Origin of the sequence: Actinoplanes sp. NBRC 103695 (assembly GCF_030269485.1) — a bacterium.
Taxonomy (GTDB): Bacteria; Actinomycetota; Actinomycetes; order Mycobacteriales; family Micromonosporaceae; genus Actinoplanes.
Map to the genome: position 1 here is coordinate 533000 of NZ_BSTL01000002.1, position 16101 is coordinate 549100.

A 16101-nucleotide genomic window follows, 5' to 3' on the forward strand; every position below is an offset into this window, starting at 1 on the left:
GAGGGATGGGCGTCGTCTGGCTCGTCTGCGCCGTGCTCCTCACCACGATCGCCGGCTTTCTGCAGGGCCGGGAGTCCGTCTGGGCCTTCTACCTGTCCCTGCCGATCGCACTGGCCGCGGTGCTCGGATACGTGCTGGCCACGACCTGGTGGGTGACGCCCTCCCGGGAGCGCGGCGACGAGCCGCTGGGGCGGACCCGCGTCGGGCTCGGACTCTTCGTCGGGGCCGCTGCGCTGGTGTGGGGTTTCGGGTACGGCATCAATCACCAGGCCTGGTTCGGTGAGCGCGTGACCGCCACGGTGACCGACAGCGAGGTGCGGTGCGGCGGCGAGTCCGGTGACTGTCGCACGCTGTACCAGCTCGCCGAGACCGGGTCGGAAGCCGGCCTCGGCTGGAACTCCCTGTGCGGAGGGACGGCGCCGGACGGCGGCACCGTCGAGGTGGTCGTGGACCCGCTCGGCTGGATGAAGCCGATCGCCGGCGACTGCGTCGGCAGGCTGACGACGTCGCCGTGGTTCACCTACGCCTGGCTCGGTGGGACCGGGGCGATCCTGGTTGTGCGCGTCGCCGTGGCGGTGACGGTGTGGCGCCGGGAGTCCATCGGGGGTGGCCCGGGTAGCCCTGATGACGTCCGCCGCGACGGGTGAACCGGGGCCGCTAGCGGCGGCCGCGGGCGACGATGGCCACGGCCACCTGATGCAGCTGGGCGTGGTCGGGGGTGAAGCCGGCCGCGATGTCCGGGTGCAGGTGGCTGCGGGTCTCGGTGAGGAGCTGGCCGGTCAGCTGGTCGGCGGTCTCACCGGCGTACCGGGATTCAATGGTCTCCCGCGCGGCCGAGAGGGCCGACGAGAGCTGTTCCTCCAAAGCCCCCTGCAGCTTCCGCTCGACCGGACTGAGTGACTGCGGATCCAGCGTGACCTGCGGTTCGACCATGTGGGGCCGGATACCCTTCCGCCCCACATCGGTAAACCAGAAGGTCAGGGCCGTCCGCGCTTGACCTCGAAGAAGGTCTCGCTGGCGGACAGGGCGGCGACCGCGTCCCAGATCTTGACGGCCTCGTCGACGTCGGGGACCGGGCCGATGATCGGGCCGTGCACGCCGCGCGGCGCGCCCTCGATCCACAGCACCGGCGAGCCGATGTCGGGGCCGGCCGAGGCGAACGCCTCGTCGTGCGACTCCTGGACGGCCGCGTCGAGCGACTCGTCGGCCAGCGGCTTGGTGTCGTCGATGCCGGCCGCCTCGGCCGCGGCGAGCACGATCTCCTGCGAGAGCGGCGTATCCGCCCCGTGCGTCCGGTTGCCGATCTCGGTGTAGAACCGGCCGATCGCGGCTTCCTGTCCCCGGAGCGATGCGATCAGCCGCAGGGCGGAGAACGACGCCTCGGACACCGGCCGCCACTGCTCCGGCACGTTCTTCACGCCGCCGTTGAGGATGGCCAGGCTGAACGGGCGCCAATGAATATCGATCCCGCGCTCCGGGGCCACCTTGGTCAGCCAGCGCGAAGTGCGCCAGGTGAAGGGGCAGAGCGGGTCGAAGTAGTAAGTCACCTGCATGAACTCATCCTAGGCACGAGCCGGGACGAGGATGTATTTCGCGTTTGTTTCACGTGGCGGAAGGGCAGAGGCACAGAACGTAAAGCCCCCACAGGCTCGGATGGAGGGTCAATGGCTGACCACTACCGACATCGCGCCCGGGCACTCGCGGCGGGAGCCGCGATCGCTCTGCTGGCTCCACTTGCCGCTTGCGGCTCCGACGAGGAGAGCGGGACGCCCGTCCTCAATCTCTACCAGTTCCCCGTCGAGAACTTCCAAACCGTCGTGGATCGGTGCAATCAGGAAGCGGCGGGCAAGTACCGCATCGCCTACCAGGTGCTGCCGCGACAGGCCGACGACCAGCGGGTGCAGATGGTGCGCCGGCTCGCCGCCAACGACGACAGCATGGACATCCTCGGCATGGACGTCACCTGGACCCAGGAGTTCGCCAGCGCGAACTGGATCAAGGAGTTCACCGGCGAGGACAAGGCCGAGGTGGAGAACGGCACGCTCCCCGGGCCGCTCGCCTCCGCGGAGTACGAGAACAAGCTGTACGCCGCGCCGAACAACACCAACGTCCAGCTGCTCTGGTACCGCAAGGACCTGGTGCCCACCCCGCCGAAGACCTGGGACGAGATGATCCAGCAGTCCCTGGAGCTCAAGCAGCAGGGCAAGAACCCGTACCAGATCGTCACCATGGGCGCGCAGTACGAGGGTCTCGTCGTGCTGTTCAACAGCCTGGTGGCGAGCGCCGGCGGGCACGTGGTCAGCGACGACGGCAAGACCGCGGTGATGGACGCCGGTGCGGTCAAGGCGCTCGAGGTGCTGAAGAAGCTGGCCACCTCCGGCGTGACCACCCCCTCGTTCAGCAACGCGGTCGAGGACGACGTGCGGCTGGCGTACCAGACCGACGGCGGCGCGTTCCAGCTCAACTGGCCGTTCGTGTACCCGTCGATGCAGAAGGACGCTCCGGACATCGCCGAGAAGACGGCGTGGGCGCGCTATCCCGGTATCGACGCGAACACGCCCAGCGTCACCACGATCGGTGGCTCCAACATGGCGGTCAGCTCGTACAGCAAGCACCCGGACCTGGCGTTCCAGGCGATCCGGTGCCTGCGCGGCCCGGACAGTCAGGAATATCTGGCCGTCAACGCCGGGCAGCCGCCGAGCATCGAGGCGGTGTACGACCGGCCGGACATGGCCAAGGCGTACCCGATGAAGGACGCCCTGCTGGACGAGTTGAAGAACGCCGCGCCCCGGCCGCGTACCCCGGCGTACCAGAACCTCTCGACCGTGGTGGCCGCCGAGCTGTCGCCGCCGTCGCAGATCGACCCGCAGCGGACCGCCGCGTCCCTGAAGAAGTCGATCCAGGACGCCCTCGAGTCGAAGGGAGTGCTGCCGTGACCATCCAGCAGGAACGGCCCGCGGTGTCCGACAAGCCGCCGGCCAGGAAGAAGGCGGTGCTCAGCGAGGGCAAGCGGCAGGAACGCAAACTCGGACTGCTGCTCTGCGCACCGGCGGCGCTCGTCATGGTCGCCGTCACCGCCTATCCCATCCTCTACTCGTTCTGGCTGTCGCTGCAGCGCTACGACCTGAAGTTCCCGGACCAGCGCGAGTTCGTCTGGTTCGAGAACTACGCGACCGTGCTGACCAACAGCTACTGGTGGACGGCCTTCGGCGTGACCATGCTGATCACGGTCGTGTCGGTCGTGGTCGAGCTGGTGCTCGGCATGGGCCTCGCGATGATCATGCACCGGACCATCGTCGGGCGCGGGCTGGTGCGGACCTCGGCTCTGATCCCGTACGGCATCGTCACGGTCGTCGCCGCCTTCAGCTGGCGGTACGCGTGGACGCCCGGCACCGGTTACCTGGCGAACATCTTCGGCGACGGAGCCCCGCTCACCGAACGTGCCTCCGCCCTGGCCATCGTCATCCTGGCCGAGATCTGGAAGACCACGCCGTTCATGGCCCTGCTGCTGATGGCCGGCCTGGCCCTGGTGCCGGAGGACCTGCTCAAGGCGGCGTCGATGGACGGCGCCAGCGGCTGGCAACGGTTCACCAAGGTGATGCTGCCGGTGATGAAACCGGCCATCCTGGTCGCGCTGCTCTTCCGCACGCTCGACGCACTGCGGGTCTTCGACAACATCTACGTGCTGACCGCGGGGGCCAACGAGACCTCGTCGGTGTCGATGATCGCGTACAACAACCTGATCAAGGGCCTCAACCTCGGCATCGGCTCCACGATGTCGGTGCTGATCTTCCTGACCGTGGCGATCATCGCGTTCATCTTCGTCAAGGCGTTCGGCACCGCCGCCCCCGGCAGCAGCGACGACGGGAGGCGCTGATGAACACCAAGCTGCGATGGGGTCTGCTGGACGCGGTCGTGGTCGTCTTCGCGCTGGTCCCGGTGCTGTGGGTGATGTCGCTGTCGTTCAAGACGGCCGCGACGCTGACCGACGGCAACTTCATCCCCCGTGACTGGACCCTCGACAACTACAAACTGATCTTTCAAACCGACCAGTTCGTACGCGCGCTGATCAACTCGATCGGCATCGCGCTCATCTCCACCGTGATCGCGGTGGTGCTCGGCACGATGGCCGCGTACGCGATCAGCCGCCTGGACTTCCCGGGCAAGTCGCTGCTCGTCGGCGTCTCCCTGCTGATCGCGATGTTCCCGCAGGTGTCGCTGGTGTCCCCGCTGTTCAACATCGAACGGCAGACCGGCCTCTTCGACACCTGGCCGGGGCTGATCCTCCCGTACATCACGTTCGCGCTGCCGCTGGCGATCTACACGCTGTCGGCGTTCTTCAAGCAGATCCCGTGGGACCTGGAGAAGGCGGCGAAGATGGACGGCGCCACCCAGGGCGAGGCCTTCCGCAAGGTGATCGCGCCGCTGGCCGCGCCGGGCGTCTTCACCACCGCGATCCTGGTCTTCATCTTCTGCTGGAACGACTTCCTCTTCGCCATCTCGCTGACCTCGACCGAGCAGTCCCGCACGGTCCCGGTGGCGCTGTCGTTCTTCACCGGCGCGTCGCAGTTCGAGGACCCGACCGGCGCCATCTCGGCGGCCGCCGTGGTCATCACGATCCCGATCATCCTGTTCGTACTGTTCTTCCAGAAGCGCATCGTCGCGGGACTGACGTCCGGCGCGGTCAAGGGCTAGGTGATTTCATGGCTGACATCGTTCTCGACAAGGTGACCAAGAGCTATCCCGACGGCACCACCGCCGTGCACGGCATCGACCTGGAGATCGCCGACGGCGAGTTCGTCATCCTGGTCGGCCCGTCCGGCTGCGGGAAGTCCACGACCCTCAACATGATCGCCGGGCTGGAGGACATCACCTCCGGCGAGCTGCGGATCGACGGCGAGCGGGTGAACGACAAGGCGCCCAAGGACCGGGACATCGCGATGGTGTTCCAGTCGTACGCGCTCTACCCGAACATGACCGTCGGGGAGAACATGGCCTTCCCGCTGAAACTGGCGAAACTGCCCAAGGCGGAGATCGACAAGAAGGTCAACGACGCCGCCAAGGTGCTCGACCTGACCGACTACCTCGACCGCCGGCCGGCGAACCTGTCCGGCGGCCAGCGGCAGCGGGTGGCGATGGGCCGCGCGATCGTCCGCAGCCCCAAGGTGTTCCTGATGGACGAGCCGCTGTCCAACCTGGACGCCAAGCTGCGGGTGCAGATGCGCACCCAGGTGTCGCGACTGCAGAAACAGCTGAACACGACCACCGTCTACGTCACCCACGACCAGACCGAGGCGATGACCCTCGGCGACCGGGTGGTGGTCATGCGCGGCGGCCGCATCCAGCAGGTCGGCGACCCGCAGACCCTCTACGACCACCCGAACAACCTGTTCGTCGCCGGGTTCATCGGCTCGCCGTCGATGAACTTCCTGCCCGCGACGGTCGCCGAGGGCAAACTGCGGACGGCGCTGGGCGATCTGCCGCTGGGCGAGCGCATGCAGCGTGTGCTGGCGGCCGGCGACGCCCCTCGCGAGCTGGTGCTGGGCATCCGTCCTGAGCACTTCGAGGACGCCGCCCTGGTGGAGGACCGACAGAGATCTCATGGGTACGAGTTCACGGCGCCCGTAGACCTGGTGGAGTCGATGGGCTCGGACAAGTACGTGTACTTCAACGTCGAGGGCGGGGCGGCGACCTCCGCCGACCTGGCCGACCTGGCCGCCGACGCGGGCGGCGCGGACCTCCCGTCCAGCGACCAGGCGAGCCTGGTGACCCGGTTGTCCGCCGAGTCCCGGGTCCGCGACGGCGCCTCGACGAAGGTCTGGATGAACCTCGACAAGATCCACCTCTTCGACCCGAAGGACGGCCGCAACGTGACCCTGCACGAGGGCCGGGCGGCCGGAGTCGCCGCATCCTGACACCGATCGTGCCGGGGGTGGTCATCGCCCCCGGCCTTTCGGTCTCCATCGAATGGCGTTGATGGGCAGGCGGCGGGAATCGTCTACTCAAACCTCCCAATGAGGTTCGTGTACCGGAGGTAACCCAGGTGCGTAGGTTCCTGTCCCGACTCGTCGTTCTCGCCGCGGTCCCGGTCGCCGCTCCCCTCGCGGGCGGCACGGCCGCGTCGGCTGACTTCCTGGCCCAGGCCCGTGCGGCGGGTCTGATCTCGACGGCGGCGCGATCGTGAGCATCGCGCTCCACGGCGAGAAGCATCCGCGCACCTTCGCGGCGCTCGAGGCACCGTGCGTGACGGGCGGCGGCACACCGTACGGGTGGTTCTGTGCCTTCGCGAACCGCGACTTCCGGGCAATCCGCCCGCGTGGCGTAGCGGCGTCCTGACGCCTTTGCGACGGCTCCGCCGGGTGAACCCGCCCGTCCGCCGTCCGTTGTGGACGACATGACGTGGACCTCTCTGCTCCCGGTATGGGCGCGGGCGCTGGAAACCCGGCGCCCGCGTCCACTGTTCATCGATCCGTTCGCCGACCGCTTCCTCGCGGCGTACGCCGGGGAGCTCGGCACGCTGCCGCAGCTGGGCGTCGAGACATCTCCCCTGTGGGAGGCCGTCTTCTACGGCGTCACGATGCGCACGGCCTACTTCGACGCCGCGCTCCGGCGGTCGTCCGCCCCGCAGATCGTGGTGCTCGGCGCCGGCCTGGACACCCGGGCGTACCGGCTGGGCCTGGCGCCCGGGGTCACCGTCTACGAGGTGGACCGGGCGACCACGCTGGACTTCAAGGAGCGCGTGCTGGCCGGCGAGCAGCCCACCTGCCGGCGCGTGCCGGTGGTCGCCGAGCTCGGCGCCGACGACCTGACCGGCCTGCTCAAGTCGGCCGGCTTCGACCACCGCCTGCCGACCGTGTGGCTGGCCGAGGCTTTGCTGTTCTACCTGACCCCGGCGCAGGCGGAAGCCTTGCTCGAGGAGATGAGCGGCCTGTCCGCCCCCGGCAGCGTGCTGCTGGGCGAGGTGTTCGAGCGCCCCTACCGCGAGACCGACCTGCCGGTGGAGGCGATGGACGACGCTGACGCCGCGACCTGGCGCCAGTTCGTCACCGCCTTCCGCACGAGCCCGTCCGTCCCGGTTCCGGCGGCCTGGCTGGCGGCCCACGGATGGACCGCCGTCGAGGTCACCGACCAGGTCGGCCTGGGCAGGACCTTCGGCCGCGAGGCCCCGTCGTTCTACGAGCGAGCCCGCGACTGGATCTTCGAGGGCCGCAGCTGAGCCTTCACGGACGAATCCCTAGAGGTCGTTCTACGACCTAAACAGCGCGGTCGCGCTGGTCGAGGCCGAGCTCGCCGTACGGGTAGTCGGGGGCGTGCAGGTCGCTCGCCTCGTCCAGCACGGCCGTCTCGGCGTCGGTCAGGTGCAGGCCGGCCGCGCTCAGGTTGGTGGCGAGCTGGTCGACCGTGCGGGCGCCCAGGATGGTGGAGGTCACGCCGGGGCGGTCGGTCACCCAGGCCAGCGCCACCTCGGCCATCGAGACGCCGCGGCCCTCGGCGACCCGCTGGACGGCGTCGACCACGTCCCAGGTGCGGGCGGTGCCGCGGCGCTCGTAGGCCTCCATGCCGCGCGACGGGTTGTCGCCCAGCCGGGTGTCGCCGGCCGGGCGCTGGTCGCGGGTGTACTTGCCGGTCAGGTATCCGCCGCCGAGCGGGCTCCACGGGAGCAGGCCCAGGCCGGCGTCCTGCGCGGCGGGGACGATCTCCCACTCGACCTCGCGGACCAGCAGGCTGTACTGCGGCTGCAGGCTGACCGGCGCGACCAGGCCGAGCTCGCGAGCGCGGGCGACGGCCTTGGTGAGCTGCCAGCCGGTGAAGTTGGAGAAACCGTAGTAGCGGATCTTGCCGGACCGGACGAAGCCGTCCAGGGTCCGCAGGGTCTCGTCGATCGGGGTCAGCGGATCCCACGCGTGCGCCTGGTAGAGGTCGATCGCGTCCACGCCCAGGCGGGTGAGGGAGGCGTCCAGCGCGCGGGTCAGGTGGCGGGCGGAGAGGCCCAGGCCGTTCGGGTCGCCGGCCATCTTGAAGCGGCCCTTGGTGGCCAGCACGATCCGCTCGGTCACCTCGGCCGGGCGGGAGGCGAACCAGTGGCCGATGATCCGCTCCGACTCGCCGGCCGAGTAGACGTCGGCGGTGTCCACGAACGTGCCGCCCTGCTCCACGAACAGGTCGAGCTGGGCGTGGGAGACCTTTTCGTCGGACTCGTTCCCGAAGGTCATGGTGCCCAGGCAGTGGGCCGAGACGGCGCACCCGCTGCGCCCCAGAAGTCGATATTCCATGACTGGAACCTATGCCCGCCGCGGGCAACTCCATTCGAGCACGGTCGAAAGCGTCCGGATTGTTCGAAAGCTGACACCACGGGCGGGTTGTCTGGGGAAGACTGACCGAACAAAGTGGACGGCAACCGAGGAACGGGGAAGCCTGCGGTGCTGCGTATTCATTTCACGGAAGAAGATCTCGCCCGGGTCCGACTTTCCGATGAACCCGATCCGATGTGGGAAACCCTGCTCAGCCTGCACATGTTGCAGGAACGGCAGTCGCCGCCGATGTACGCGGGCTGGCGGGCCCGGGTCGGCGGACAACTCGACCCGAGCCTGCGGCCGTTGCTGGCGCTGGCTCCGCCGAAGGGGTACTCACCGGATTTTCTGACGCCGGACATCGGCGCGGAGGGACTTCAGGAGGGGTTGGACGCGATCCGGCACACCCGGACCGCGACCTTCCGGAGCGACCTGGCCGAGCTGGCCCGCTATCAACCGCACGTCGACAACCGGTTCAAAGCGCTCGCCAACGGTGAGAAGGCGGCCGTGCTCGACCTGAGCGGCAAGATCGAACACTATTTCGACACGGCGCTGCGGCCGTACTGGATGCAGATCCGGGCGGCGGTCGGCGCCGCCCGCGTCTCGCACGGCAAGGCGCTGGCCCGCGGCGGGCTGGAGGCGCTCTTCGGGGGCCTGCACCCGAACGTGCGGTGGCGCCGCCCGGTGCTGGAGCTGCCCGGGTTCACGGTCGACCGGGACATCCGGCTGGCCGGCCGCGGTCTGCGCCTGATCCCGTCGTTCTTCTGCCGCCGGCATCCGACCCTGCTGCGCGACCCGGAACTGCCGACGGTGCTGGTCTACCCGATCGATCCCGACCAGGTGCGCCTCGCACCGGCACGGCGCACCACCGACAGCCCGCTCGCCGCGCTGATCGGGCGTACCCGGGCGGCGATCCTGGAGGCCACGGCCGACGGCTGCACCACCACCGAGCTGGCCCGCCGGCTGGGCATCTCGCCCGCCACGGCGAGCCATCACGCGTCGGTGCTGCGGGACGCCGGCCTGATCACCACGATCCGGATCGGCACGTCGGTGCTGCACACCCTGCACCCGCGCGGAGAGTTGCTGGTGAACCAGTAGCAAGAGGGTCGGTGGTCCAAGCGGAGGCTCTCGATCCGCTTGAACCACCGACATCCCTTCGCTACCCCGTACGGGCGGAACTAACCACGGAAGCGAACAAAGGTGGCAGGAGATCGGTCAGCACGGCGACGCCGTCCCGGCTGAGCACCGACTCGGGGTGGAACTGCACCCCCGCGAATCCGGTGCCGCGCAGGGCGTGCACGCTGCCGTCGGCGGGATCGCGGGCGATCTCCACGGGCCCGTAAGGCGTGTGCAGGCGGTCCTCGGTGGACCGTGCGGTGAAGCTGGAGTAGAAGCCGACCAACCGCCGCGTACCGAAGAGGTCGATGTCCTCGGCCACGCCTTGGTAGGGCGCGTCGCGGCGCTCCAGCGGCAGCCCGAGCAGGCCGGACAGGATCTGGTGGCCGAGGCAGACGCCGAGCACCGGACGACCCGCGGCGAGCAGGCCGGTGAGCAGGCCGCGCAGGTAGGACATCTTCGGGTCGTGGGGATTGCCGGGGTCGCCCGGTCCCGGCCCGGCGATCACCAGGTCGGCCTCGATCAAACCCATGCTGAGGTACGGGGTGACGGACACGTCCAGCCCGAGCGAGCGGAGCTGGTGCGCCAGCATGGCCGTGAAGGTGTCCTCGGCGTCCACGATCACCGCGGAGCGACCGGCCAGCGTGGTCGCGGCGGGCGCCCGCTCGTCCAGCCAGAAGCGGGCCAGGTCGGTGTTGCGGGCGGCCAGCTCGCGGCGCACGTCAGCGGTGTCCGTCGCGGGCGGCGTACCCGAGGAGGAAGCCGGCGGCCGGACGCCGAGAGCGGCCAGGATCCCGGCGGCCTTGGTGTGGGTCTCGGCCACCTCGCCGGCCGGCGTCGAGTGCCGGACCAGCGTCGCACCGACCGGCACCCGCAGCGCGCCGGCCGGGGAGATCTCCGCGGTGCGGATCAGGATCGGCGCGTCCAGCGTCTGCCTGCCCGCCTCGTCGTGGCCGAGCAGGGCCAGCACCCCGCCGTAGTAGCCGCGTCCGCGCCGCTCGTGCCGGGCGATCACCCGGCACGCGTTCTCGATCGGGCTGCCGGTCACGGTCGGCGCGAACATCGTCTCCCGCAGCACCTCGCGCACGTCCAGCGAGCCGCGGCCGGCCAGCAGGTACTCGGTGTGGGTGAGATGGGCCATCTGCTTGAGGTACGGGCCGACGACCTGACCGCCCTCCTCGGCGACGACGGCCATCATCTTGAGTTCCTCGTCCAGCACCATGAGCAGCTCCTCGACCTCCTTGGGGTCGCGGAGGAAGTCGAGGATCTCGCCGGAGCCGTGGCGGAACGTGCCGCTGATCGGGTTCATCATGGTCAGCCCGTCGGTCACGCTGACGTGCCGTTCCGGCGAGGCCCCGACCAGGGTACGGGTGCCGGTGTGCACCAGGAACGTCCAGTAGGCGCCCTGCTCGCCGTGCAGCAGCCGGCCGAACGCCGCCTCGGGCTCGCCGGTCATCGTGGCCTCGTACACGCGGTGGATCACGAAGTTGGAGCCCTCGCCGTGCCCGATCTCGTCGCGGAGCACGGTGTCGACGATCTCGGCGTACGCGTCGTCGGAGATGTCGAAGCCGCCGCCGGTCACGGTCACGTCGCCCGGTGGATAGGCGCTGACCGGCTTCGTGGTGCGGCCGGTGATCACCAGGCATTCGAGGGGCGCCTCGTCGTCGGCGCAGTCGAAGCCGCGCTCGGTGATCTGGCGGAAGGGGATCAGGGCGAGCGTGTCCTGATCCCGGGAGAGCGGGATGTCGGCGAGCGTGGCGACGGTGCGGAGGTCGCCGGTCAGCACCTCGACGTGGTCGGCGCCGTCGCGGTGGAGCAGTGCGTACGGTTGCATGGGTTCTCTTCTCGGGTTGATGCCCGAGACGCCCGGCCGCTTTCTCACGTGACGGCCGCCTCGGGGAGGCGGCCGCGGTGTCGATTACACGCGGGGCTGGTGGGCCGCCTGTCGGGCGGGCCACCACATGCTCAATCGCGCGTGCATGGCGGAGATCCTAATCCACCTTCTTCAAGCGGCGCCAGCCTTCAGGCAGCGCCAGCCCGGTTGCTTCGCGAACGCCGTGTCGTCGTCGAACGTCAGGCGGCACGCGGCGGTCAGGTTCGCCTTGCGCGCCGCGCCGAGGAGCGGTTTGCACAGCCAGACGCCGTCCTGGAGAAGCGCGGTGGTGAGCGGGCCGGTCGTGGCCACGCAGTAGCGGGCGAGGGCGGCCTGATCGAGCACGCCGAGCTCGATCGGTGGGCGCTTCTTGCGGCGCTGTTCCGCCGCGTGGGCGGTTGCGCTCTTCGGGGTGTACGCCTTCGGCCGCGTGACCGTCTGTGCCGGTGCTTGCCGGAAGGCGGCGACGGGGCGATGAGTCTGCACCTGGACGAATCGGGCGCTCATGAGCACGATGCTGATCAGGCTGAGCACGGCGCAGATCGCTGTCACCGGGATGTTCCGTCGTCGCCGGTGCCGCGCCGGGGGTGTGCGGTACCGGCCGACGCCGGGCGCTAGGTGCAATGACGGCACTCACGCAGAGTAACCTTCGCTCTTGTTTCTCTGCTCAGCCGAACGGGTTCTCCTCAGGCCGCGGTGAAGGCGTTGCGCACCGCGGTGCGTGCCCATTGCATACGTCCCAGGGCGCAGTCCGGGTGCTCCCCGAACTCCTGGGCGACGAGCTCGGCGCAGCCGCCGGCGCCCAGTCGCTCCAGCGCGGCGATGACCGCCTCGCGGATCGACGCGGGCGAGGGGCCCTCGGATCGCTGAAGGTACGAGGCGAACAGGGCCTCGGTCCGGATGTCGTGATCGAGTACTGCGGTCATCGGGTCCTCCTGCCGGGCGTTGGCTGGCGGGTTCTGGGACAAGCAGACCCTCCGCCGGCTGCAACCTCGGCTGCGCGCGGGTTGCGAAGGCGTTGCGGGGATCCCCCGCCATATCGGAATTAACCGGATATCGTCCCGATAGGTAGCGTCTGCGAAAGAACCGAGGGGCAAGCCGTGACAGTGGTGCTGGTCGCCGACGACGACGCCGATATCCGTGACCTCGTCTCGTTCAAGCTGGAGCAGGCCGGGCTCGAGGTGATCCCGGTCGAGGACGGACAGGCCGCGCTGGAACAGGCCCGGGCCCGGCAGCCCACGCTGGCCGTCCTGGACGTCTCCATGCCGGGTTTGTCGGGTATCGACGTGTGCCGCATGCTCCGCGCCGATCCGGCCACCGCCGGGATGCTGATCATCATGCTCACCGCCCGGGTCCAGGAGCAGGACGTCGAAGGCGGGTTCAGCGCCGGCGCCGACGACTACGTGACCAAGCCGTTCAGCCCGCGCGAGCTGGTCTCCCGCATCCAGGCGCTGCTCAGCCGAACCAGGGCTTGACCGGCGGCACCCATGCGCGGCGACGGAACGGTCCGGCGGCTGCTCGGCCGGGCGTTCGCCCTGCTCACCCTGCTCATCCTCGGCGCGGGTCTGGCCGAGATGGTCACGGTGCTGATCCAGCAGCGGGTCGTCCACCAGCTCAGCACCCACGTCCAGCCGCTCCAGATCGCCAACGCGCACCTGCGCGGCGTGCTCGCGGACGCCCAGCGCAGTCTCCGCGGCTACCTGCTCTCCGGGGACGGGCAGCTGCTGGACGGCTACCACGTCGCCCGCAGCGAGTACGCGCTCGCCGTGGTCGACGTCCAGGACCTGGCCACCGCCCAGGAACGGGCCGTCGTCACCGAGCAGGTGACGAACGCCGGCCAGTGGTGGGAGCTGGCCGAGCGGCAGCGCCAGGCGCCGCCCCGCAGCCAGGCCGCCGCCGAGTACGTGGCCGAGGGCAAGCCGCTGTTCCAGGCGTTCGCCGCGGCCAACCAGGACCTCGACCAGTCCCTGGCGGCCCGGGCCGCCGCCCTGCAGAACCGCAGCTCCCGCCTCGGGTGGCTCACCGTGACGACGGTCGGAGCACTCACCGTGATCGCTACCGCGATGGCCGTGGCCACCGCGCGGGGTGCCGACCGGTGGATCACCGCACCGCTCGGCCGGCTCGTCGAGGTGCTCGACCGGCAGCGGGCCGGGGACCACGCCGCCCGGGCCGACCCCGGCGACGGGCCGCTCGAGATCCGCGCCGTCGCCGACGCCGTCAACGTCCGGGCCGACGAGGTCGACCGGGCACGCGCCGCCGACCAGGTCGTCGCCCGGCAACGCAGCGAGGTCCGCGAGCTCGGCTACCGGATCCGTGGCCACCTCGTCGTCGAGGACGCCATCCGCGAGGCGGTGCACGGCCTGGCCGGCACCCTCGGCGCCGACCACGTGCTGATCCGGATGGTCTCCACCGGCGTACCCCCGGCGGTCAGCCTGCACGACGAACACCTGGCCGGCGGCCCGCTCGAGGACCTCGCCGCGTGCGACATCACCTGGCTGCGCAGCGGTGACGTGTGGGCCACCGACGACCCGGCGCCGGCCGGCGACGTCCGCCCCACCGAGCAGGAGCGGCGCGCGTGGCGGGCGGTCGGCGACGGGCCCGTCCTCACGGTCGCGGTCAGTGGCGGCGAGGAGTGCATCGGCGCGCTCACCCTGATGCGGGACGGCGGGCCGGCCTGGACGCCGGTCGAGACCCGGCTCGCCGAGGTGGTCGCGGCCGACCTGGGCCGCGGCGTGCACCACGCCCGGCTGTACGAGCACGAGCAGCACCTCGTCGTCCGGCTCCAGGAGCTGGACACCGCCAAGACCGACTTCATGTCCACCGTGTCCCACGAGCTACGCACGCCGTTGACCAGCATCTCCGGATACCTGGAACTGATGCTCGACGCCGAGGCGGGCGAGCTGAGCGACCCGCAGCGCCGGATGCTCGAGGTGATCTCCCGCAACACCCGGCGGCTGCGCGAGCTGATCGAGGACATGCTGATCCTGTCCAAGATCGAGTCCGGCGCCTTCCGGATCAGCAAACGCGACGCCGAACTCGCCGGCCTGATCGACACCGCCCTGACGGCCATCGAACCGGTCGCGGCCAAGGCGTCCGTCGGCCTGCACACCGAGGTGACCGGCCCGCTGTCACTGCGCGCCGACCCCGAACAGATCGACCGCGTCCTGATCAACCTGCTCAGCAACGCGGTGAAGTTCACCCCCGCCGAGGGCACCGTGACCGTCCGCGCCCACCCCGACGGCGACGAGCTCGTGCTGATGGTCGCCGACACCGGCATAGGCATTCCCACGGCCGAGCAGGAGGCGCTGTTCGCCCGCTTCTTCCGCGCCAGCAACGCCATCCACCAGGCCATCCCCGGGACGGGCCTGGGCCTGGCCATCGTCCGCACCATCATCGACAACCACGGCGGCACGATCACCGTCGACTCCACCGAACGCGTCGGCACCACGGTCACCGTCCGCCTGCCGATCGGCTGACCGGCCGATCTGGTGTGATGGACGGGTGGAGGCCCTGGCGGTAGGCGCGGTGGACTGGATGATCGAGTCGGCGCGCGGCGCCGAGGCCGGCCACACGCTGTACAGCGGCGGTGCGGGTGTCGTGCTGGCGTTGCTGGAGGCCGAGCGCCACTTCCGGGACGACCGGTACGGCGACGCGGCCCTGCGCGGTGCGACGGACCTTGCCGCGGCGATCGGCGACGAGCAGGACTGCTCGTTGTACTTCGGCCTGACCGGGACGGCCGTCGCCCTCCGAGCGGTGCACCGCCTGCTCGGCGACGACGCGGCGGACCGGGCAGCGGATCAGGCCCTGAGCATCGTGCGTTCGCGTTTCGACGGGCAGCGCTGGGGTGACATGTTCGAGCTGCTCTTCGGCAACGCCGGCATCGCGCTGGGTGCGCTGCACGCCGGCGACCTCGACCTGGCCGTCCTCGCGGTCCGGCCGTACCTCGACACCGCGGACCCGACTCCCGGCGGCGTCAACTGGGCGGTTCGCCCGAGTCCGCCGCGGTCGCATCACATCGCGCACGGAACGCTCGGCATCGTGTACGCCCTCGCGTCGGTCGGCGCCGCCGCCGGCCGTGACGACCTGATCGAGCTGGCCCTGGCGGGCGCGGCCGACGTCGTGTCCCGCGACGAGGCCGGACCGGCGGGCTTCCTCGTCCCGCATTCCGACCCGCCGCATCGGCCCGAGCTGATCGAGCGTTACAGCTACGGCTGGTGCAACGGCCCCGCCGGTGACGCCCAGGTCTTCCGGCTGCTCGGCAACCTGACCGAGGACCCTGCCTGGACCGCTCTCGGCGACCGGTGCCGGCACACCGTCACCCACAGCGGACTGCCACGCCGCGTCCGGCCCGGCTTCTGGGACAACAACGGCCGCTGCTGCGGCACGGCCGGAGTTCTCGCCCTGGCCTGCGACCGGCACGTCGAGCGGGGTGAGCCGCTCGACTTCGCCCAGATGTTGGCCGACGACCTGGTCAGCCGGGCGACGGTCGACGCGGACGGGGTGCGCTGGTCGAACCACGAGCACCGCGCCACCCCGAGCACGCTCGAACCGGAGGTCGGCTGGGCGATGGGCAACGCCGGCATCGTCCGGGAACTGCTGCGGTACGCCCGCATCACCACGGGAGCGAGCTCGTCCTACGCGGTGCCGTGGCCCGACCACCCGGCAACCGTCCAGGCCGCGTTCCGCAACCCGATCTAGACCCAACGTCGTTCAGTTAAGCCGGTGTGGTGATCGTCAAGGCGTGTCTGAGACGTAAGCAGCGGAGCTCCTGTATAGAGGGTGGTCACTCTAAGACGCCCTGAACACGGGAGCTCCGCTGGC

Annotated in this window: 17 protein-coding genes; 11 read left to right on the forward strand and 6 right to left on the reverse strand. The window is 70.2% G+C overall.

Going from position 1 to position 16101, the window contains the following annotated elements:
* Nucleotides 1–5 precede the first annotated feature (5 nt).
* Nucleotides 6–647: a hypothetical protein gene (locus QSK31_RS04860; RefSeq protein ID WP_285681309.1), complete on the forward strand. Its 642-nt coding sequence runs from the start codon at nt 6–8 to the stop codon at nt 645–647.
* A 10-nt stretch (nt 648–657) separates the two neighbouring features.
* Here the strand turns inward: QSK31_RS04860 and QSK31_RS04865 are convergent, their stop codons facing one another.
* On the reverse strand, nt 658–933 hold the full coding sequence (locus tag QSK31_RS04865) for a hypothetical protein (protein ID WP_285681311.1): 276 nt from the start codon (nt 931–933) through the stop codon (nt 658–660).
* A 44-nt stretch (nt 934–977) separates the two neighbouring features.
* Nucleotides 978–1553, reverse strand: coding sequence for a mycothiol-dependent nitroreductase Rv2466c family protein (locus QSK31_RS04870; protein WP_285681312.1), 576 nt, complete (start codon nt 1551–1553; stop codon nt 978–980).
* A 111-nt stretch (nt 1554–1664) separates the two neighbouring features.
* Between QSK31_RS04870 and QSK31_RS04875 the strand changes: the two genes are divergently transcribed.
* From QSK31_RS04875 to QSK31_RS04900, 6 genes are all read left to right on the forward strand, one after another.
* Nucleotides 1665–2936 carry an ABC transporter substrate-binding protein gene (locus QSK31_RS04875; protein WP_285681315.1) on the forward strand — a complete coding sequence of 424 codons (1272 nt, stop codon included), beginning with the start codon at nt 1665–1667 and terminating at the stop codon, nt 2934–2936.
* A complete protein-coding gene (locus QSK31_RS04880) occupies nt 2933–3877 on the forward strand; it encodes a carbohydrate ABC transporter permease (protein WP_502872903.1) in 945 nt (314 codons plus the stop codon). Before QSK31_RS04875 ends, QSK31_RS04880 begins: the two co-directional genes overlap by 4 nt.
* Nucleotides 3877–4695 carry a carbohydrate ABC transporter permease gene (locus QSK31_RS04885; RefSeq protein WP_285681318.1) on the forward strand — a complete coding sequence of 273 codons (819 nt, stop codon included), beginning with the start codon at nt 3877–3879 and terminating at the stop codon, nt 4693–4695. Before QSK31_RS04880 ends, QSK31_RS04885 begins: the two co-directional genes overlap by 1 nt.
* Nucleotides 4696–4703: 8 nt before the next feature.
* On the forward strand, nt 4704–5915 hold the full coding sequence (locus tag QSK31_RS04890; protein WP_285681321.1) for an ABC transporter ATP-binding protein: 1212 nt from the start codon (nt 4704–4706) through the stop codon (nt 5913–5915).
* 128 nt (nt 5916–6043) lie between these two features.
* The gene (locus tag QSK31_RS04895) at nt 6044–6184 is read left to right on the forward strand and encodes a hypothetical protein (RefSeq protein ID WP_285681324.1); all 141 of its coding nucleotides are present in this window, start codon (nt 6044–6046) and stop codon (nt 6182–6184) included.
* A gap of 210 nt (nt 6185–6394) precedes the next feature.
* Nucleotides 6395–7216 (forward strand): SAM-dependent methyltransferase, encoded by an 822-nt coding sequence (locus QSK31_RS04900; protein WP_285681326.1) that lies wholly within the window; start codon nt 6395–6397, stop codon nt 7214–7216.
* Nucleotides 7217–7253: 37 nt separating this feature from the next.
* Here QSK31_RS04900 and QSK31_RS04905 read toward each other — a convergent pair whose 3' ends face one another.
* Entirely contained in the window at nt 7254–8273 is a 1020-nt protein-coding gene (locus tag QSK31_RS04905; RefSeq protein WP_285681329.1) for an aldo/keto reductase, read from the reverse strand.
* Nucleotides 8274–8486: 213 nt separating this feature from the next.
* On the opposite strand from QSK31_RS04905, the gene QSK31_RS04910 reads away from it, so the two are divergent.
* Nucleotides 8487–9389, forward strand: a complete 903-nt coding sequence (locus tag QSK31_RS04910; protein WP_285681331.1) for an ArsR/SmtB family transcription factor — start codon at nt 8487–8489, stop codon at nt 9387–9389.
* 61 nt (nt 9390–9450) lie between these two features.
* On the opposite strand, the gene QSK31_RS04915 is transcribed toward QSK31_RS04910, so the two are convergent.
* From QSK31_RS04915 to QSK31_RS04925, 3 genes are all read right to left on the reverse strand, one after another.
* Complete coding sequence (locus tag QSK31_RS04915; RefSeq protein WP_285681334.1) at nt 9451–11241, reverse strand: anthranilate synthase family protein; 1791 nt, start codon at nt 11239–11241, stop codon at nt 9451–9453.
* A gap of 171 nt (nt 11242–11412) precedes the next feature.
* Complete coding sequence (locus tag QSK31_RS04920) at nt 11413–11814, reverse strand: hypothetical protein (RefSeq protein ID WP_285681337.1); 402 nt, start codon at nt 11812–11814, stop codon at nt 11413–11415.
* Between the two features lie 152 nt (nt 11815–11966).
* Nucleotides 11967–12206 carry a hypothetical protein gene (locus tag QSK31_RS04925; protein WP_285681340.1) on the reverse strand — a complete coding sequence of 80 codons (240 nt, stop codon included), beginning with the start codon at nt 12204–12206 and terminating at the stop codon, nt 11967–11969.
* A 174-nt stretch (nt 12207–12380) separates the two neighbouring features.
* Here QSK31_RS04925 and QSK31_RS04930 point away from each other — a divergent pair, with 174 nt between their 5' ends.
* From QSK31_RS04930 to QSK31_RS04940, 3 genes are read left to right on the forward strand one after another with little or no spacing between them, the layout of a single operon-like run.
* A complete protein-coding gene (locus QSK31_RS04930; RefSeq protein ID WP_285681343.1) occupies nt 12381–12755 on the forward strand; it encodes a response regulator transcription factor in 375 nt (124 codons plus the stop codon).
* A 12-nt stretch (nt 12756–12767) separates the two neighbouring features.
* Nucleotides 12768–14756 (forward strand): ATP-binding protein, encoded by a 1989-nt coding sequence (locus tag QSK31_RS04935; RefSeq protein WP_285681345.1) that lies wholly within the window; start codon nt 12768–12770, stop codon nt 14754–14756.
* 25 nt (nt 14757–14781) lie between these two features.
* Entirely contained in the window at nt 14782–15978 is a 1197-nt protein-coding gene (locus QSK31_RS04940) for a lanthionine synthetase LanC family protein (protein ID WP_285681348.1), read from the forward strand.
* The last annotated feature ends 123 nt before the right edge of the window (nt 15979–16101 follow it).

Coding starts and splice junctions, on each gene's coding strand:
- QSK31_RS04870 (WP_285681312.1), bottom strand. CDS start 1,553: ATGCAGGTGACTTACTACTTCGACCCGCTCTGCCCCTTCACCTGGCGC.
- QSK31_RS04915 (WP_285681334.1), bottom strand. CDS start 11,241: ATGCAACCGTACGCACTGCTCCACCGCGACGGCGCCGACCACGTCGAG.
- QSK31_RS04900 (WP_285681326.1), top strand. CDS start 6,395: ATGACGTGGACCTCTCTGCTCCCGGTATGGGCGCGGGCGCTGGAAACC.
- QSK31_RS04910 (WP_285681331.1), top strand. CDS start 8,487: ATGTGGGAAACCCTGCTCAGCCTGCACATGTTGCAGGAACGGCAGTCG.
- QSK31_RS04875 (WP_285681315.1), top strand. CDS start 1,665: ATGGCTGACCACTACCGACATCGCGCCCGGGCACTCGCGGCGGGAGCC.
- QSK31_RS04890 (WP_285681321.1), top strand. CDS start 4,704: ATGGCTGACATCGTTCTCGACAAGGTGACCAAGAGCTATCCCGACGGC.
- QSK31_RS04935 (WP_285681345.1), top strand. CDS start 12,768: ATGCGCGGCGACGGAACGGTCCGGCGGCTGCTCGGCCGGGCGTTCGCC.
- QSK31_RS04905 (WP_285681329.1), bottom strand. CDS start 8,273: ATGGAATATCGACTTCTGGGGCGCAGCGGGTGCGCCGTCTCGGCCCAC.
- QSK31_RS04860 (WP_285681309.1), top strand. CDS start 6: ATGGGCGTCGTCTGGCTCGTCTGCGCCGTGCTCCTCACCACGATCGCC.
- QSK31_RS04865 (WP_285681311.1), bottom strand. CDS start 933: ATGGTCGAACCGCAGGTCACGCTGGATCCGCAGTCACTCAGTCCGGTC.
- QSK31_RS04885 (WP_285681318.1), top strand. CDS start 3,877: ATGAACACCAAGCTGCGATGGGGTCTGCTGGACGCGGTCGTGGTCGTC.
- QSK31_RS04925 (WP_285681340.1), bottom strand. CDS start 12,206: ATGACCGCAGTACTCGATCACGACATCCGGACCGAGGCCCTGTTCGCC.